Genomic DNA, 15683 nt, shown 5'->3' on the forward strand with positions numbered 1-15683 from the left:
GATTAATAGTGTTCCTGTTATTATTTGCGGATCGTTTCAATGAATTCTTTAATTAGCGTATTAGCCGAGTATTTAGCATAGACTTCATCTCGTATCGCATTGAAGCTTTCCGTATTGGTCAGTTCGGTAACGTTTACTCCTAATTTTTTCAGTTCTACCAGGTTTTTATGTTCACGCTCTATCGCTTCTTGATTTCCCCAATCAATGGCAGCTTGCATCGCCTCTGCCACGATTTTTTGATCTTCCGCCGACATTTGATCGTGTATCATTTTACTCATGACTACGATGCCGGGAAATGCCATATGGTTCGTAATTGTTAAATCTTTTGCGATTTCATAATATTTTTCCGAGAACAGTGCATCGGTGTCAATATCGATTCCGTCGATCACTCCGGATTGTAAGGAAGTGTATATTTCAGGCAGCGGTATTGGCGTAGGCCCTGCCCCTACGGTTCTCCAGAAGTCCAGAATGGACGGGCTTCCAAGCACGCGGATTTTCTTCCCCTTCAAATCTTCCGGGCTGTCAACAAAGCCCTCCTTCATGAAAACCTGACGGATTCCCGTCGTTAAGTATGCCAATCCCTGAATCCCGTTTTTACTCAATTCATCCAGAATTTTTTGCGCAGGCTCTGTCTTCGTTGCCGCTGTCGTTTCTTCCAGATTCTTAAACAGAAATGGCATGCTCCATGCATTAAAAGCTTCAGCACGGGTACTCATATACGCGTTAGTGATAATTCCGAATTCCAGTGTTCCGCTTTCTAACTGCTGCACCATGTCTTTCTCAGCTCCAAGCTGACCTGCCGGAAAAATATCCACCTTCATGCGGCCATTGGAACGAGCCTGTAATTCTTCATTAAATTTTTCCGAGGTTTTGTGCCAGACGTGAGTAGGCTGCGTGATATGCGTTAGTTTGAATGAATACGTTTTACCGCTCTGTTCTTGATCAGATCCCTGATTGGATGGCGCCTCTCCTCCTCCACACGCGCTAAGAAGAATGGACGAGCCTAACATCGCAGCTAATGTGAGTGATAACGTTTTTTTCATGTGGTGATACCCCCCAATTTTTAATGGATCACTAAACAGCAGGTTCAATCTTATCAAAATACTCCAAAACTTCTTCAATACTAACTACTTCAGCATACTTCGCCTGAAGGTCAAACAGACTTTGTTCATGTGCCATTTGTGAACGGTCTCCAACAGCCTCCCTTACAACAATGGGACGGAAACCGGAGGATATTCCGTCAACTGCCGACGCACGTACGCAACCGCTGGTTGAGCATCCTGTGAGAATAACAGTATCAACCCCTTGAGACACTAACCGGGAAGTTAAATCTGTTCCGAAGAATGCAGAAGCGTATTTTTTGGTCAAGATCATATCGCCTTCTTGATAATCAAGCGCCGGATCAATCTCCACCCCCGTAGTACCCGCTTTTAGTGTTTCGAGCCCTTTTTGCTTTAACGCCCACGCCCCTGCATCCCGAAAATTGTCATCATCATAAGCAACCCTTGTAAATATAACAGGGATTTTACGACTGTGAGCTGCTTCAAGAAGGCGATTGTTCGCTGCAATCTGTGACTCTAAATTGGAAGCCAAAAGCATTCTTGGATTCTTGTAATCGGTAAACGCGGGAGTGAGATCAATAATAACGAGTGCCGGCCTCTTACCAAAACCGATATTCATCCCAAAGCCTTTTTCCTTAAAAAATTGTTCTTCATCTGTTTTTGAACGATATTCTTCCATGTTTACCCCCCAGATCGTATCTATTTTTTCAAAACCAAGCGATCCAAAACGAGATCAAAACGACATCACGGCTCGGTCGGACCAATAACCCCACGCTCTTTCCAGAGCCAACGGACTGAACATTACTTCCATAGCCGCTCTGCCTTGACCACTTCTTCAAGAGACCCGCTAGCCTTGATCACGCCGTGTCCTCGCAGCAGGACTGCCCGCTTGTTTCCAAAGGTTCTGGATACCCGTTCCGAAAGCGGAGTCGCATGATCATTTGAATCCCTCCATGAATAGTTTGATTCCGCCGAATCTACTGTTTCAGCTAATCGTATGACTCTTGGAAAAAAAGTTGTGTAAGTGCTTACAATTGTTATTATAAATATAAAACAACTATGATACAATTGAATAATAGTCATTGTATCATGCGGTTTACGCATCTTTATGCGGAGGTTCTACATTTATGAATTTAGAAAATCTAATCACGTTCTGTACTGTCGCCCACCACAAAAGCTTTAATAAAGCAGTGATGCTGAGCAATAACTCACTGCCTGAATCAAACGCCCATCGCCCCGATCCACAATAAAACCGTGGTCGGGGCGATGGGCAAATTCATCCTATTTGATTGTTTCCCATTTCCTATTACCCGCCTATATGAGACATTTCCACTTTCTTTCTTTTCTTAAGCCCAGGCGTGTTGGAAAGCCTTTCTTCGGAATACCGATCCGCTCGATGACTCCAATAATCCGTGATTAACTCCCGAATCTCCTGATCGCTTAAGCCCTCCCGCAAGGGATCTCGCAGATCCGTCCCGGCAGAAGCGAACAGGCAGCTGTACAGCTTCCCTTCCGCAGAAACTCTTATCCTCGTGCATGTGGAGCAAAAAGCTTGAGTGACCGAAGAAATCAAACCGATCTCGCAATCCTCCCCTACATAGCGATAGCGTGAGGCCACCTCACCGTAATGATTAGGCTCGACCGGTTCAAGCGGCATTTCCTGATGGATTCTCTGGACGATATCTTGACTGGGAAGCACCTGATCCAGTCTCCATCCATTGGAATTGCCTACGTCCATGTATTCAATAAAACGCAGAATGTGCCCTTGCTCCCGAAAATACCTGGCCATGGGAAGCACATCCTGATCGTTTGTTCCCTTTTGAACCACCATATTCACTTTCACTTTCAAGCCCGCTGCTGCAGCCGCTTCGATTCCTTCAAGTACATGGGATACCTTAAATCGGCGGCCGTTCATCTGTCCAAACCGGATATCGTCCAGGCTATCCAGACTTACCGTTACCCGGTGCAGCCCGGCTTCCTTCAGAGCTTGCGCGTGCTTAGCCAGCAAAGAGCCATTGGTCGTCATCGCAATATCCCTGACTCCATCGATCCCTTGGATCATGTGAATGAGCATAGGAAGATCTTTGCGCATGAGCGGCTCCCCTCCGGTGATCCGCACTTTCTCCACACCCAGAGATACAAAGATCCGGGAAATGCGAGTCAATTCTTCAAAAGTGAGAAGCTTTTCTTTAGGGAGGAAGGTGAAATCAGGCCCAAATATTTCTTCCGGCATGCAATACCGGCAGCGGAAATTACATTGATCCGTAACGGACAAGCGCAAGTCACGAAGAGGGCGTTGTAACTTGTCAACAATCGGATGAGTTGGTTTCTGCATGACTTATCACTCCCTCAACGATCAGTATTACTTTGCAAACACGATCTGCCCGGATTCTCGACAGCTGTAACCTCCTAAAGCTTCCATCTCCATTTTGAACGTGTCGGAGCGAATCACATGCAATAGCATTTGTCCTTCTAGACTATCGTAAAAGCTTTTCGACATCAAGAGGTCGTAACGCTCTTCTGCGACGGGGATAAAATCCAGGCCCATCGCGTGAGCAGCAGAATAAATTCCCAACCCCACATCCGCCGAACCGCCGTCCACAGCCGCAGCAATGCTAAGGTGATTGATGGCTTCCCTGTCGTAACCGTAAATCGTATTGCGATCGATGTCTTCTTTTTTGAGGAGATAATCAAACAACAGCCTCGTCCCGGCTCCTCGCTGCCGATTGATATACGTCACCTGTGGCTTGATGATATCTGCAACGGATTGGATTCCCAAGGGGTTTCCTTTGGGAACGATCCATCCTTGTTCACGATAAACCAGTTGAACCAGAACGACTTCCTGATCTTTTAAATACTTTTCTATAAAAGGAACGTTGTAGGCTCCCGTTTCCTCATCAAATAAGTGGATGCCTGCCGCATGGGCCTCTCCTTTTTGAATGGCGAGGATTCCGCTCATGCTTCCCACGTGAGACGATACCAGGAAACGATCTGGATGTTCTTTGCGCAGCAGTGTATGCAGCACGTCAACAGACAGGTCATGGCTTCCGGTAACCACCGTTGTTCGTTCGATTTGCTCTTTTGGACGATACAGCTCGAGCTCTACCACTTCCCCTTGCTCGTAGCCCATGTGCCCTCCCGGTATTCGAAGCAAGCCGTCCGCACGCACCATCGACATCGTGACTCCCGCCGCGCGGGTCAATGGGTTAGCGATATAAGATCCATTAATGTACCCGACCGTCATTCGTACGAAATCGTCCGCTCCTACGTCGGAGACCACTCTTCTCCCGAGCTTAACCGGAAGAATGTTCCGTTTGGGCTCGATCAAGCCGTAATAATGATAAACCAACGGCCGCGCGAACCATTCGAGAGATAGATAGGCCGAAACGGGATACCCCGGCACTCCAATAACCGGCGTCCTGTTTACTACGCCTGTAATGGAAGGCTTACCCGGTCTAGTCGCTACTCCGTGGGTAAAGACTTGGCCTATTTCTGTGATGACATGCACTGTAAAATCCTCTGTTCCCGCGGAAGAGCCTGCATTAAGAATAACAATATCGGCGATCTGAGCCGCTTCGAGTACTTTTTCTTTAATGGTCTCGTACTCGTCCTTCACAATCCCGAAATAAATCGGCTCGGCTCCCCATTCCTTGAGATAAGAGGCAAAAACAGTTCCGTTAAATTCAACAATCTCTCCGCGCCCAACGGCGTCTCGCGGTTCGATAAGCTCGGTGCCTGTTGGAATGATCGCTACCTTCGGCCTACAGAGAACAGTAACCTCTACCCTTCCCCCTGCCAAAAGCGCTCCTAAGTCCACCGCACGCAGAGCATGGTGAGCCGGAACGATCATTTCCCCCACCACTACGTCCTCGCCAATGGGACGGATATGCTGCCAAGGCGCTACCGATTCAAGAATCTCAATCGTATCTTCATCCACTTGATGGATATGCTCGATCATGATAACGGCATCGAACCCGTGAGGGATCGGATCTCCAGTATCAACGATTTCATAATCCACACCCCGCTGAAGACGAACGGGATTCTTTTCATCCGCTCCATGAGTCTTTACTGCCGGAACGGCGACGCCATCCATAGCGGAAGCATGATAATTCGGCATCGATACCTTAGCATACACGGGCTCAGCCGTGACTCTCCCTAAAGCTTCACTTGTCCGGACACTCTCTATCTTTCTTTCGAACGTGATCTTTTCCAAAAATTCACGCTGCGCATCCTGAAGCGGAGTGTCTTCCAGATATATTTTTCGCATGGTTTACTCCTTCTTGCGTATCATGTCTGTATTACTAATTAGAGTGCATTGCCAAACAGTTTGATTTTTACCTGTTCCCCTTCTATAATGCCTTCTTTGTTCGCTGTGATTTCCATAATTCCGTCACTTTCGACCATCGTTGTGACGAGTCCCGATTTGCCAAATACAGGTACGGCCCAAAGCTCGTCATCGCGCTCTTCAAGACGTACCCGGATATAGTCGCTTCGGCCTACGGCTGAAGGAACATTGCGGGAGATACGTGCCCTAATCCTTCTATCCAGGATATCTTTCGATTCGCCTTGCAGCTGTCTTAAGATAGGAACGCCCAGCAAATCTAACATGATCAAAGCGGACACCGGATGTCCTGGCAGTCCAATAACAGGTTTTCCTTGCGAATTTCCGACAATCGTCGGCTTGCCAGGCTTCGTAGCCACTCCATGCACCAGCACCCCCGGATCCCCTAACGCCTCAAGTACTTGAACGGTATAATCCCGTGTTCCTACCGAGCTTCCACCAGATAGGAGAAGAACATCGACTTTGTCAAATAAAGCTTTGGCTTGTGTTAAAAATTCACCATATTCATCATGAACGATGCCCCCATAAATCACTTTGGCACCAAGCTGCATTAATCGAGAGCCAATCATGACACTATTGATATCACGTATCTCGCCCGGGGAAAGCTCCGCTTTGTCTGGAGGAACAATTTCATCTCCGGTAGAAAGAATACCGACGGTCGGGACGGGATATACCGCAACCTCCGTGACACCGATCGCCGCTAATGCGCCCAAATCCTGTGGCCGCAGTCTGCTTCCTTTGGGTATGACTTGATCCCCGATTCCTACGTCGTCGCCTGCACGGATGATATTCTCCCCCGGTGCCACCTGGCGGTAAACATTAAGCAGCTCTCCCATCTCTTCAACGTGCTCAATCATGACAATGCTATCGGCCCCCTTCGGCAGCATGCCTCCTGTAGGAATATATTGAGCCTGACCCTCAAAGAGCGGGAGTTCTGCTCCCTTGCCCATCTGAATTTTTCCTGTGATGTCAAGAAAAGCAGGCATAGACTCGGATGCGCCGTAGGTTGTTTTCGCCTGAACCGCATAACCGTCGACCGTAGATCTTGCAAATGGAGGTACCTGTTCCTTGGAATACACATCCTCTGCGAGGATGCGGCCCACCGCCTCTGTGATTGAAATTCGAACGGGTTCATGTATGGGAGCAAATTGCTCTTCGATGATGGCTATCGTTTCATCTACGGTTTTTACATTGAAAAATTTCATGCGGTCCTCCTGAGGCTAAAAATTCTGACAACTCTACACAAATAGGAAGTAAATCAATTATAATAGGTAATAACAGAGAAGGGAGCTGCCCATATGAAGGTCAAACTATTTGCTAATTTTCGCGATATTTGCTTGGACAAAGTTGTTGAAGTGCCTTCCCCTGACGGAAGCTCTGTCATTCAAGTGCTCGATGATTTAATCAAGCTTTATCCCGCCATGGATGATGAGGTATTTGATCATGAGAGAAAACTCAAGCCCTTCGTCCATGTGTTTATCAATGGCAGAAATATCATTCATTTGGATGGATTGAATACACCCGTAAGTGGTCAAGACCAATTTGCTCTCTTCCCCCCTGTAGCAGGAGGATAATATGACAATGGTAGAGCAAACACTGGAATTCCGCGGCATTCATGTTGAGCATCTAATGAATTATCTTATAGAATTAGGGGCTGTGAAACAAACGTTTGAATTTCCCTTTGTTTTTCAAGGCCCCGATTGGCAAGCAATCATTCTAAGTGAGAATCACGTCCGGTTTACGCCCGTATTTATTGTAAATGCTGTTTTTATTCAGTTTGAAGCACCAAGCGAAGAGATACTTCAGGATGTGATAACGGCCTTTCGCAGAAAAACATTTAGGGCGGGAGGGTAAAGAAAAGGTGGAATCTAGATTCCACCTTTTTTCTTATGCTTCTTTAGTTAGATGATTTCTAATTCTTTCAGCTTTTCTGCCGGAACGACTCCATCCACCCAACCACGAACCTGATAATACTCGTCAAGCATGATATCCATCCGGCTTACCGATCCTGCACTGTTCCCTGTAGCAGGCTCTTCCGTGAAGCGTTTAGGCAGGTAATCGTCCTCGCGCTTATTAAAGCCGGCGAGATTATTATAGTACCGCTCCAGATTGTAGATTCTCTCTCCGATTTTCAATACATCATCACTGGTAACATCTACACCTGTCATCGCAGAGTACTGCTGCGCATAGTTATCGGCATTCTCCGAGAAGGAAGAGAACTTACATACGTTCATCGAATCGGAGAAGGAGTGAAGATCCTGGAATACCTTCAACAATTCACCTTTCCCTTCAGCCACGAGACGGTCCGTAGGCTCCGGAATTCCCGCAATCTCACTGGCTACGGTATAACCGCGAAGGTGACAGGCTCCCCGATTGCTTGTGGCAAAGCCAAGGCCGATCCCTTGGATACCTCGAGGATCGTAAGCCGGAATCGATTGACCCTTTACAGCCATAGCCAAATTCGGATCACCGAACTTCGCAGCTGCACGTGTCGGTCCCTCTGCCAGGATGTCACCGATGCCTTGACGGAAGACCATCTGCTCTACCAGCTCAATCATACGATCCGCATCGCCCCATGAGAGATTCTCAGAGAGGAGCCCCTTTTGAACAGCCTCCATGGTAACAGAAAGAACATTCCCCAGTTCAATGGTATCCATCCCATATTCATTACACATGTTAATCATATAGGAGATCGCGGCTGCATCACTTAATCCGCAGTTCGCACCCAGTGCCCAGCCTGATTCATATTCAAAGCTTTCTACCTTTGTCTTGTACTTGCCTTCTTTCACTTCAACTTCCTTCTTACAGGCCACGGGACAGGCATGACAGGTGTTGTCCGCAACCAATAACGTCGAATTGACTGTCTCTCCGCTGTGGCCATCGGAAGCGTCCCAATGCGTATACTGCGAGTTCATGGTCGGCAAAGCTCCGACTTCATTAATGAGACTCGTAAGCACGTTCGTGCCGTAGACGGAGAGCCCGCCTTTCTTGGGAGCGGTAAGTCCGCCTTCCATGACCGCCTTGAGTCCGTTCTGATTCGCTTGCTTATAATCTTCATCTCTAGCAGGAACCGGCATGTTTCCTTTTTGCTCGGCCTTGATGACAATCGCTTTCAGATTTTTGTAACCTGCAACGGCCCCTGTTCCACCGCGACCTGCCGAACGGTCGTTCTCGTTCATGAAGCCGGCATAGCGTACCAGGTTTTCCCCGGCCTGACCGATACACATCACGCTGAGATTTTCTTTTCCATATCTGTCTTTCATCGTCTGAATTGTAGGTCGTGTCCCTTTTCCCCATACATCGTTGGCATCTCTAAGCTCTGCCTTACCGTTCTCGATATAAAGATATACAGGCTTGTCGCTCTTGCCGGTGACAATGATATTGTCCACGCCGGACCATTTGAGCCTCGCTGCTGTCCATCCTCCCATATGGGAATCGGTAACGGTACCTGTGAGCGGTGATTTGGTAACTACGCAAAGCCTGCCGCTCATTACGGTTCTCGATCCTGACACGGGACCCGTCATAATACAAAGCATATTTTCGGGAGAGAGCGCTTCCACTTCCGGGCCGTTATCTAAAAGATACTTTACTCCAAGGCCCCGACCGCCGATATATTTCCTTGCCAATTCCTCATTAATCTGTCGGTAGCTAATTGTTCCGGATGTTAAATCGACCACTACCTCTTTGTTCTTGAAACCGCCTAAGTTCATGCAACTCGCCTCCCATTCTAAATGTAAACAAGTTATTGTTAATATTCATAACTATTTCGACATATATTAAATAATTCCTCCTTTTTTCACCAGTGGTTTAAATTAATTCAAAAAAGATTGCTATGGAAGAAACTTCGTAATACAGTATATTTGAAAGCGTTTATTTTTATGAAAAAGGACGGCTGAGGAGAATGATAGTATGATATCCAACAGACGAAATCTAGCGTTTTCTTATTTCTTCACCTTCCTGCTGCTGACAGGCGTGATGACGGGCTGCGGCAGCACCGTACAAGGAACCTCCACCACGACCAATTCCCAAGAAAAAGGATCCATAATACTGGCCACGACAACCAGCACTCAAGACTCGGGTCTATTGGATTCGATCATTCCTGCATTCGTACAAAAGGCCGGTATTCAAGTCAAGGTCGTTGCTGTCGGTACAGGACAAGCCATTCAATTAGGCAAGGACGGCAATGCCGACGTCCTCCTCGTTCATGCCCGAAAGTCGGAGGATGAATTTGTAGCCTCAGGTTTCGGCGTCAATGCTTATGATGTAATGTATAACCAGTTTCTGATTGTCGGACCTAAAGACGACCCTGCGGGTATTAAAGGCATGGCGACAGCACCCGAGGCTTTTAAAGCTATCGCTATGAAGAAAGCAGCCTTCATCTCCCGCGGTGACGATTCAGGAACCCACAAGAAGGAGCTGTCCATTTGGGATGGAGCAGCCGTCAAGCCTGAAGACCCGTGGTATCTGTCAGCAGGTCAAGGCATGGGGGCCACTCTTCAAATGGCGGATGAAAAGAACGCATATACACTCACAGATGAGGCGACTTATTTATCCCGTACAGCTAATCTTGTCGTCTTGAAGGAAGGGGACGCTTCCCTTCTCAATCCTTATGGGGTCATCCAAGTAAAATCTACAAGCAAAGAGAAGGAAGTAGAGCAATTTATCCAATTTTTAGTCGGAACAGAAGGCCAAAAGCAGATTGGAGAGTTCGGTAAGGCTGACTATGGAAAGGGCTTATTTGTCCCAAGTGCCAAAAAAAGATAGATCAAAGGGAGTGTAAGGAATCTTTAGCTTAGATGTCATTGAGATTATAGGGTTATCCATCCAGGTATCTACCATTGCCATTATCGTCGGGATGCTTATTGGCATTCCATGCGGAGCATTTCTAGGACTGTACTCCTTTCCGGGAAAGCGCTTGATTATCATTCTAGTTTTTACTTTCATGGGACTCCCTCCCGTTCTCATTGGCGTCATCGTTTATATTATGCTGTCCAAGTATGGGCTGCTCGGATTTCTCCAGCTGCTGTTCACTCCCGAGGCTATGATCATCGCGCAGAGCATTCTGGTCACCCCCATCATCACGGGACTTACGATGTCCGCCATTCAAGCACGGGAAAGAACGTATTGGGAAACGGCCAAAAGCCTAGGCGCCACTCCTTTACAGCTGGTATGGACGATCCTGAAAGAAGCCAGAAGCGGAATATGGTCAGGGATTTCCACAGCTTATGGCCGTGCGATATCGGAAGTAGGAGCGGTCATGCTCGTTGGTGGGAACATCGAGCACGAGACTCGGGTGATGACTACCGCCATCATTCTGGAGACCCGGAAAGGCAGCTTCGACGTTGCTTTGCAAATCGGCATTGTTCTTCTGCTTATTAGCTTTGTTTTTAACAGCTTTCTCGTTGCGGGCGCGCTGCAAAACCTGAACAACGGGAGGGACAAACCTCGATGAAATCCATAGAAATTGAACACCTCACCGTATCGGCCGGTGATCGCATGCTTCTATCCATTCCCTCAGCAGCTTTTGAAGAAGGCTCCATTTATGGCATTGTAGGACCCAGCGGCGCCGGTAAGAGCACTTTTTTGCGCGTATTGAACTTCCTTGAGAAGCCTCATTCGGGTACCTTATCCTTTTTTGGACACCGGGTGGATTTAACCTCCCTTTCCCATTCGAAGAGACTGCATTTACAAAGACAAATGGCTTTTGTCGCGCAAAAGCCCGTCATGTTTCAGACCACGGTTTTTGAGAACGTAGCGTTGGGGCTGAGCTATAGAAGAGTTGCCCAGAGCCAAAAAGTGAAGCTGGTAAGGGAAGCATTGGAGCTTGTAGGTCTTGCGGCTGCTGAGGGGCGTAAAGCCACCTCTCTCTCGGGGGGAGAAGCCCAGAGAATCGCAATTGCGCGCGCGCTGGTACTACAGCCGAAGCTCCTTCTGCTGGATGAGCCTACCTCTAATCTTGACCCGCCAAACGTATTTATTATTGAACAGATCATTACCCGAATTCGCCAGGAAAGCTCGATGACGATATTGATGGTTACCCACCATTTGCAGCAGGCCAAACGCTTGTCCGAGTATTGTCTATTTCTTTATCAGGGGCAAATCGTGGAACAAAACGTTACGCAAGCTTTTTTTGAATCCCCTCAAAGCGAAGCTCTTCAGGATTTTATCAGCGGCAAAATGATCTATTAAGGCTTGGCAAGAGCCAAAGGAGGAGGAACCTATGGAACCCAATCATAACGCCCGCTATTCGCGGCAAATTCTGTTTCCTCCCATCGGTCCATCGGGGCAAGAGAAGCTATCGGGCAGCCGGGTTGCCATCGTCGGGTTAGGCGCGCTTGGTACGGTGCTGGCGAACCATATGGTCCGCAGCGGGGTTGGGTATGTACGATTCATCGACCGCGATTTCGTGGAGGAAAGCAACCTTCAAAGGCAAATGCTTTATGACGAAGGGGATGCTAAGAACCATACGCCGAAAGCGGTCGCCGCTGCGGACAAACTGAAAAAAGTGAATTCGTCGGTGACCATCGAGCCCATTGTTGGGGATGTTCATTCCTATAATGCGGAAAAACTGCTTAGTGACGTAGACATCATTTTGGACGGAACAGATAATTTTCAAATTCGATACCTTCTGAATGACGTTGCGATCAAGCACCGGATTCCGTGGGTTTACGGCGGCGCGGTTAGCTCAAGAGGCATGTTTGCGGCCATCCGGCCTTTTGTAACTCCCTGTTACCGCTGCCTGTTTCCCGATCCTCCGTCCGGCAGAGGGGACACCTGTGACACCGTAGGCGTCATTGGACCGATCATCCATGTCGTTGCTTCCTATCAAGCGGCAGAAGCCTTAAAGCTTATGGTGGGCGCAGACCAGCATTTGAACCCTTACCTGGAGCAATTCGAGCTGTGGTCGAACCGGCATATGCAGATGGATATCAGCCAAGGTAAGCATCCGGAGTGTCCTGCTTGCGGTAAAGGTGAATTCGAGTTTCTCTATCCTGCTGCGGACGACCAAGAGGTATTTACAGCTTTATGCGGCAGAGATACGGTTCAGATCACCCCCAGAGGCCAACGAACGGTAAATCTGGAAGAAGAGGAGAATGTATTGCGCAGGATCGGAAAAGTGGAGCGCAATCCTTTTCTCCTTCGGTTTCATGTCGACGATTATACGCTGGTTTTGTTTAAAGACGGTCGAGTGCTGGTGCAGGGAACTCAGGACATCGCCATGGCCAAATCTTTGTACGCTAAATATATGGGTCATTAAAACAACAAGCGGGTGCAGCACCCGCTTGTTCATTTCCGTAGATTACTTTGAGATGGTGAAACCATTCATTTGAAGATGGGCATGGAACATCTCGGTCATCGAAGGCACATCTTTCTTTGCAGGTCTAGCTTCCTCTTCCCAAATCATGGATTTCTTCAGCGCTCTCAGACAGTGAATAAAGCACTCCTCTACTTCAACAATGACGCCTAATTGAGGCACATCATTCCACAGCATCGCTTTTAACACTTCCTCGCTGCGTGTAATCCGCGCCCGGCCGTTAATCCTTAGCACTTCCTCCAGGCCCGGTATGATAAAAAGCATACCTGCATATGGATTATCCAATATGTTCAACAAGGAATCGACACGCCGGTTTCCCGGACGTTCCGGATAGATCAGATGCCGGTCGTCTATTACTTTGACGAAGCCCGGTTCGTCGCCGCGGGGCGATACATCGCATCTCCCGTCTTTATTGGCTGTTGAAAGAAAGAAAAGCGGGGACATCGATAAATAGTTTCGGACATGAGCATCGATTTGCGCAATGCTTTTCTTCACTACGGCTTCGTGGGGAGAACCTACTACATCTCTCAGCTCATCCCTATGGGTAATGATTCCTTGCGACCATAATTCATGGTTCATTCGTATCCCCCTCCTTATCTGCAAAGTATCTTTTTATCATCTACGGGTTGCCTCCAAGACTGCTCAATGAAGTCCGCAGGAATACTTCCTTCATCGTGTAATAAGAAGTCTTTAGTCGTTCATGGTACTGCGGCTGCTCCCAAGCTTTCCACACAAGCTCAACGAGCTCCCCCGCAAGCAGTCTTCCTTCGTTTACAGCCGGATAAGTAAAAGCGATATCGCCTTCCCCAAGTCCGGAATCCGCTTCCTTAGGCTTGTAGGTTACGACGGCAAACTTGAAACCTGTGACGATTTGCTTGGCTTTAAGACCGTCCTTCCATAAATCACCCATGACTTCATGCGTGCTCGGATCCTTTACATTCAGCAGCTGCCAGGGAATCCTGACCTCTAATACGCGCTCCTTTTCATTAAAAAAGACGTCTGCCAGGGAATCGTACTGATCACTTGCAGGATTACTGTTGCCAAAACGGAGCCGTCCGGTTTCGTAAGCATCGAAAGGAAGCTTCAAACCGCTTTCCGGTAACGTCAGCTCCTTGTTTAAAGTCAATTGAATTGGATGAAAATGGCCGTTATTCTTTGTACCCGCATAATCTTTTGCCGGGATCATGTTTAGCATATGACCATATTGATAATAAAAGGGATCGTAATAACTGTCCACCCATATCCGAGAGCGGTCAGGACCGGACAAGTCAATGACAAAATCAAAGCCGGCGTCGCTGGTCAGTCCGCTGCTGCCCGGAACCTGATGCTCCCCTTGATCCGGTACGGTATCCAGCAGGATCATCGTATGTCCCTGCTTCCAATCAAACGGCTGTTCATCCTTGCCGTAATCCAGGCGGAAATAGACATATCTTTCATCGGCGGAAGCCGCAGCCCGATCTACACGACGCTGTACGTCATTTGAATCCAGCGTCTGAAGCATAGATGTCTTCCCCAGATACATCATTGGTATATCCGCATGCTCCCAATCCTTCAAATCTCCGTCCACGTGCAGCAGCTTGCCTTCCGCGTTGGGGTCAAAGCTGAGCAGTCCGAACTGCTGTTCACTGGTTTGCGCGTTCGACCAATAAGGTCGGCGGTCCGGATTATCCAGGTCCATATTGTTCCAGGTTCGTTTAAACCACTCATCCTGCCAGCTGAACACCAGTCCTCCGGCCATCTTTTCATGAACGATATCTTCAAACAACCGGGCGTCAATCGCTCCTTGCTCCGCTTCGGAGTGGAAGCCCTGATTCCAGCCGTTGACGTTACGATGGGTCATGCCTCGGGAGGAGGGTACCCCAAACTCCGCAATCAATACCGGCATATGGTGCGCCCGCTTCAAATCGTTCAAATAGCCTGCATAGCCGTTAGCCTCTCCGCGAAAATCTTTATATTCCGAATACCTTTTATCATAATTCATAAACTCGGGATAATAAGGATATACGTGATACGAGGCAAAGTAGCCGCCCAATAAAGCGGGCTTCGTGTCGATGTTGCCCGGATCAACAGATACCAGATCCTCATTCTCGGAAGGCTCGGACGGATGCTCGAGCAAATCGGTCGTCACCCAATTTGTAAAGCTGAACGGCCTCTGCCAATGATATGTATCCGCTTCGTATTTGGCCACGTCTTCCATCAGACCGGCCAGCCATATTTCGAATGGCGAGGCCTGCTGCGTCTGAAAATAGGTCCCGTCAAACTGCGTCTTCCCTTCGTTCTTCCGGTTGGTCGATACGACCATCTCGGGATCCCATTCCACACCAAGAACCCAGCCCAAGACATATTTTGAAATATCCGCCCTGTATTTTCCGGAGGCATGTCCAGGCCTTACAGGCAAATCCGCCTTCCCGTGAATGACATTCACCATATCGCGGAACTCTTGCTGCAGCTCCGGATTCACCTCATCCGAGAAAGCATCTCCTGTTCCAACGAGCTTCTCCTCATTGATCCACAACCCGTGCAGAACCATAATCGGCTCTTTGGCATCTTCGTTATAGTCCTTCAATGCTTCGTAAAATCCGGGTGGATGCAGAGTATAGACGCGGACAGTGTTCGCATGCATTTCTCCTATCTGTTCAAACCATCTGTAGTATTCGTCCTTCGTAATGGCGGTTTCTCCAGGGAAATGTCCCGGCTTGGCGACCCCCATATTCACGCCTTTGATCAAGTAATCATGCCAAGCCCCGCTGCGATAAACCTGAAGATAGTCATCTCCTGCCTTAGCGGGGATCGAAATTCCGTTGACTTCTACGGTTTGAATGTCGTTGAGATGGGAATTCCTTTGCAGCTGAATCACCTGAATGATCGTTATGGTTAAGGCCATGAGAACACTCCCGATCAAAGGCCATATGAACCAACGCCGCAAACGCTGATTGGATCTCTTGCTGCGCATGTAGCCTGCCCT

Annotated in this window: 14 protein-coding genes; 6 read left to right on the forward strand and 8 right to left on the reverse strand. The window is 48.2% G+C overall.

Features of this window, described 5'->3' with window-relative positions; translation table 11 throughout:
• Window positions 1–20 precede the first annotated feature (20 nt).
• From JOE45_RS07620 to JOE45_RS07640, 5 genes are all read right to left on the reverse strand, one after another.
• Window positions 21–1043: a TRAP transporter substrate-binding protein gene (locus tag JOE45_RS07620; RefSeq protein WP_210020768.1), complete on the reverse strand. Its 1023-nt coding sequence runs from the start codon at window positions 1041–1043 to the stop codon at window positions 21–23.
• A gap of 31 nt (window positions 1044–1074) precedes the next feature.
• The gene (locus JOE45_RS07625; protein WP_210020767.1) at window positions 1075–1740 is read right to left on the reverse strand and encodes an isochorismatase family protein; all 666 of its coding nucleotides are present in this window, start codon (window positions 1738–1740) and stop codon (window positions 1075–1077) included.
• Between the two features lie 627 nt (window positions 1741–2367).
• Window positions 2368–3396, reverse strand: coding sequence for a GTP 3',8-cyclase MoaA (gene moaA / locus JOE45_RS07630; protein WP_210020766.1), 1029 nt, complete (start codon window positions 3394–3396; stop codon window positions 2368–2370).
• Between the two features lie 27 nt (window positions 3397–3423).
• Entirely contained in the window at window positions 3424–5328 is a 1905-nt protein-coding gene (locus JOE45_RS07635) for a molybdopterin biosynthesis protein (protein WP_210020765.1), read from the reverse strand.
• A gap of 38 nt (window positions 5329–5366) precedes the next feature.
• Window positions 5367–6608, reverse strand: coding sequence for a molybdopterin molybdotransferase MoeA (locus JOE45_RS07640; protein WP_210020764.1), 1242 nt, complete (start codon window positions 6606–6608; stop codon window positions 5367–5369).
• Window positions 6609–6701: 93 nt separating this feature from the next.
• Here JOE45_RS07640 and JOE45_RS07645 point away from each other — a divergent pair, with 93 nt between their 5' ends.
• Together JOE45_RS07645 and JOE45_RS07650 are read left to right on the forward strand one after the other, a co-directional pair.
• Window positions 6702–6977, forward strand: a complete 276-nt coding sequence (locus JOE45_RS07645) for a ubiquitin-like small modifier protein 1 (protein ID WP_210020763.1) — start codon at window positions 6702–6704, stop codon at window positions 6975–6977.
• Between the two features lie 7 nt (window positions 6978–6984).
• Window positions 6985–7257: a MoaD-like domain-containing protein gene (locus tag JOE45_RS07650; protein ID WP_210020762.1), complete on the forward strand. Its 273-nt coding sequence runs from the start codon at window positions 6985–6987 to the stop codon at window positions 7255–7257.
• A gap of 47 nt (window positions 7258–7304) precedes the next feature.
• Here the strand turns inward: JOE45_RS07650 and JOE45_RS07655 are convergent, their stop codons facing one another.
• Complete coding sequence (locus tag JOE45_RS07655; RefSeq protein WP_210020761.1) at window positions 7305–9113, reverse strand: aldehyde ferredoxin oxidoreductase family protein; 1809 nt, start codon at window positions 9111–9113, stop codon at window positions 7305–7307.
• Window positions 9114–9312: 199 nt separating this feature from the next.
• Here JOE45_RS07655 and JOE45_RS07660 point away from each other — a divergent pair, with 199 nt between their 5' ends.
• From JOE45_RS07660 to JOE45_RS07675, 4 genes are read left to right on the forward strand one after another with little or no spacing between them, the layout of a single operon-like run.
• Window positions 9313–10167 (forward strand): ABC transporter substrate-binding protein, encoded by an 855-nt coding sequence (locus JOE45_RS07660; protein ID WP_210020760.1) that lies wholly within the window; start codon window positions 9313–9315, stop codon window positions 10165–10167.
• Window positions 10168–10225: 58 nt separating this feature from the next.
• Window positions 10226–10855: an ABC transporter permease gene (locus tag JOE45_RS07665; protein WP_348632593.1), complete on the forward strand. Its 630-nt coding sequence runs from the start codon at window positions 10226–10228 to the stop codon at window positions 10853–10855.
• Window positions 10852–11592 carry an ATP-binding cassette domain-containing protein gene (locus JOE45_RS07670; RefSeq protein ID WP_210020758.1) on the forward strand — a complete coding sequence of 247 codons (741 nt, stop codon included), beginning with the start codon at window positions 10852–10854 and terminating at the stop codon, window positions 11590–11592. The genes JOE45_RS07665 and JOE45_RS07670 overlap by 4 nt, the downstream gene beginning before the upstream one ends.
• A 31-nt stretch (window positions 11593–11623) precedes the next feature.
• Window positions 11624–12661, forward strand: coding sequence for a ThiF family adenylyltransferase (locus JOE45_RS07675; RefSeq protein ID WP_210020757.1), 1038 nt, complete (start codon window positions 11624–11626; stop codon window positions 12659–12661).
• A 42-nt stretch (window positions 12662–12703) separates the two neighbouring features.
• Here the strand turns inward: JOE45_RS07675 and JOE45_RS07680 are convergent, their stop codons facing one another.
• Window positions 12704–13297: an MSMEG_1061 family FMN-dependent PPOX-type flavoprotein gene (locus JOE45_RS07680; protein ID WP_210020756.1), complete on the reverse strand. Its 594-nt coding sequence runs from the start codon at window positions 13295–13297 to the stop codon at window positions 12704–12706.
• A gap of 40 nt (window positions 13298–13337) precedes the next feature.
• Window positions 13338–15671 (reverse strand): hypothetical protein, encoded by a 2334-nt coding sequence (locus JOE45_RS07685; RefSeq protein ID WP_210020755.1) that lies wholly within the window; start codon window positions 15669–15671, stop codon window positions 13338–13340.
• Window positions 15672–15683 lie beyond the last annotated feature (12 nt).

It is taken from the genome of Paenibacillus sp. PvR098 (assembly GCF_017833255.1).
Lineage (GTDB): Bacteria > Bacillota > Bacilli > Paenibacillales > NBRC-103111 > Paenibacillus_G.

Excerpts from the sequence above, each read along its gene's own strand:
- JOE45_RS07620 (WP_210020768.1), bottom strand. The coding sequence starts at position 1,043 with ATGAAAAAAACGTTATCACTCACATTAGCTGCGATGTTAGGCTCGTCC.
- JOE45_RS07625 (WP_210020767.1), bottom strand. The coding sequence starts at position 1,740 with ATGGAAGAATATCGTTCAAAAACAGATGAAGAACAATTTTTTAAGGAA.
- moaA (WP_210020766.1), bottom strand. The coding sequence starts at position 3,396 with ATGCAGAAACCAACTCATCCGATTGTTGACAAGTTACAACGCCCTCTT.
- JOE45_RS07635 (WP_210020765.1), bottom strand. The coding sequence starts at position 5,328 with ATGCGAAAAATATATCTGGAAGACACTCCGCTTCAGGATGCGCAGCGT.
- JOE45_RS07640 (WP_210020764.1), bottom strand. The coding sequence starts at position 6,608 with ATGAAATTTTTCAATGTAAAAACCGTAGATGAAACGATAGCCATCATC.
- JOE45_RS07645 (WP_210020763.1), top strand. The coding sequence starts at position 6,702 with ATGAAGGTCAAACTATTTGCTAATTTTCGCGATATTTGCTTGGACAAA.
- JOE45_RS07650 (WP_210020762.1), top strand. The coding sequence starts at position 6,985 with ATGGTAGAGCAAACACTGGAATTCCGCGGCATTCATGTTGAGCATCTA.
- JOE45_RS07655 (WP_210020761.1), bottom strand. The coding sequence starts at position 9,113 with ATGAACTTAGGCGGTTTCAAGAACAAAGAGGTAGTGGTCGATTTAACA.
- JOE45_RS07660 (WP_210020760.1), top strand. The coding sequence starts at position 9,313 with ATGATATCCAACAGACGAAATCTAGCGTTTTCTTATTTCTTCACCTTC.
- JOE45_RS07670 (WP_210020758.1), top strand. The coding sequence starts at position 10,852 with ATGAAATCCATAGAAATTGAACACCTCACCGTATCGGCCGGTGATCGC.
- JOE45_RS07675 (WP_210020757.1), top strand. The coding sequence starts at position 11,624 with ATGGAACCCAATCATAACGCCCGCTATTCGCGGCAAATTCTGTTTCCT.
- JOE45_RS07680 (WP_210020756.1), bottom strand. The coding sequence starts at position 13,297 with ATGAACCATGAATTATGGTCGCAAGGAATCATTACCCATAGGGATGAG.
- JOE45_RS07685 (WP_210020755.1), bottom strand. The coding sequence starts at position 15,671 with ATGCGCAGCAAGAGATCCAATCAGCGTTTGCGGCGTTGGTTCATATGG.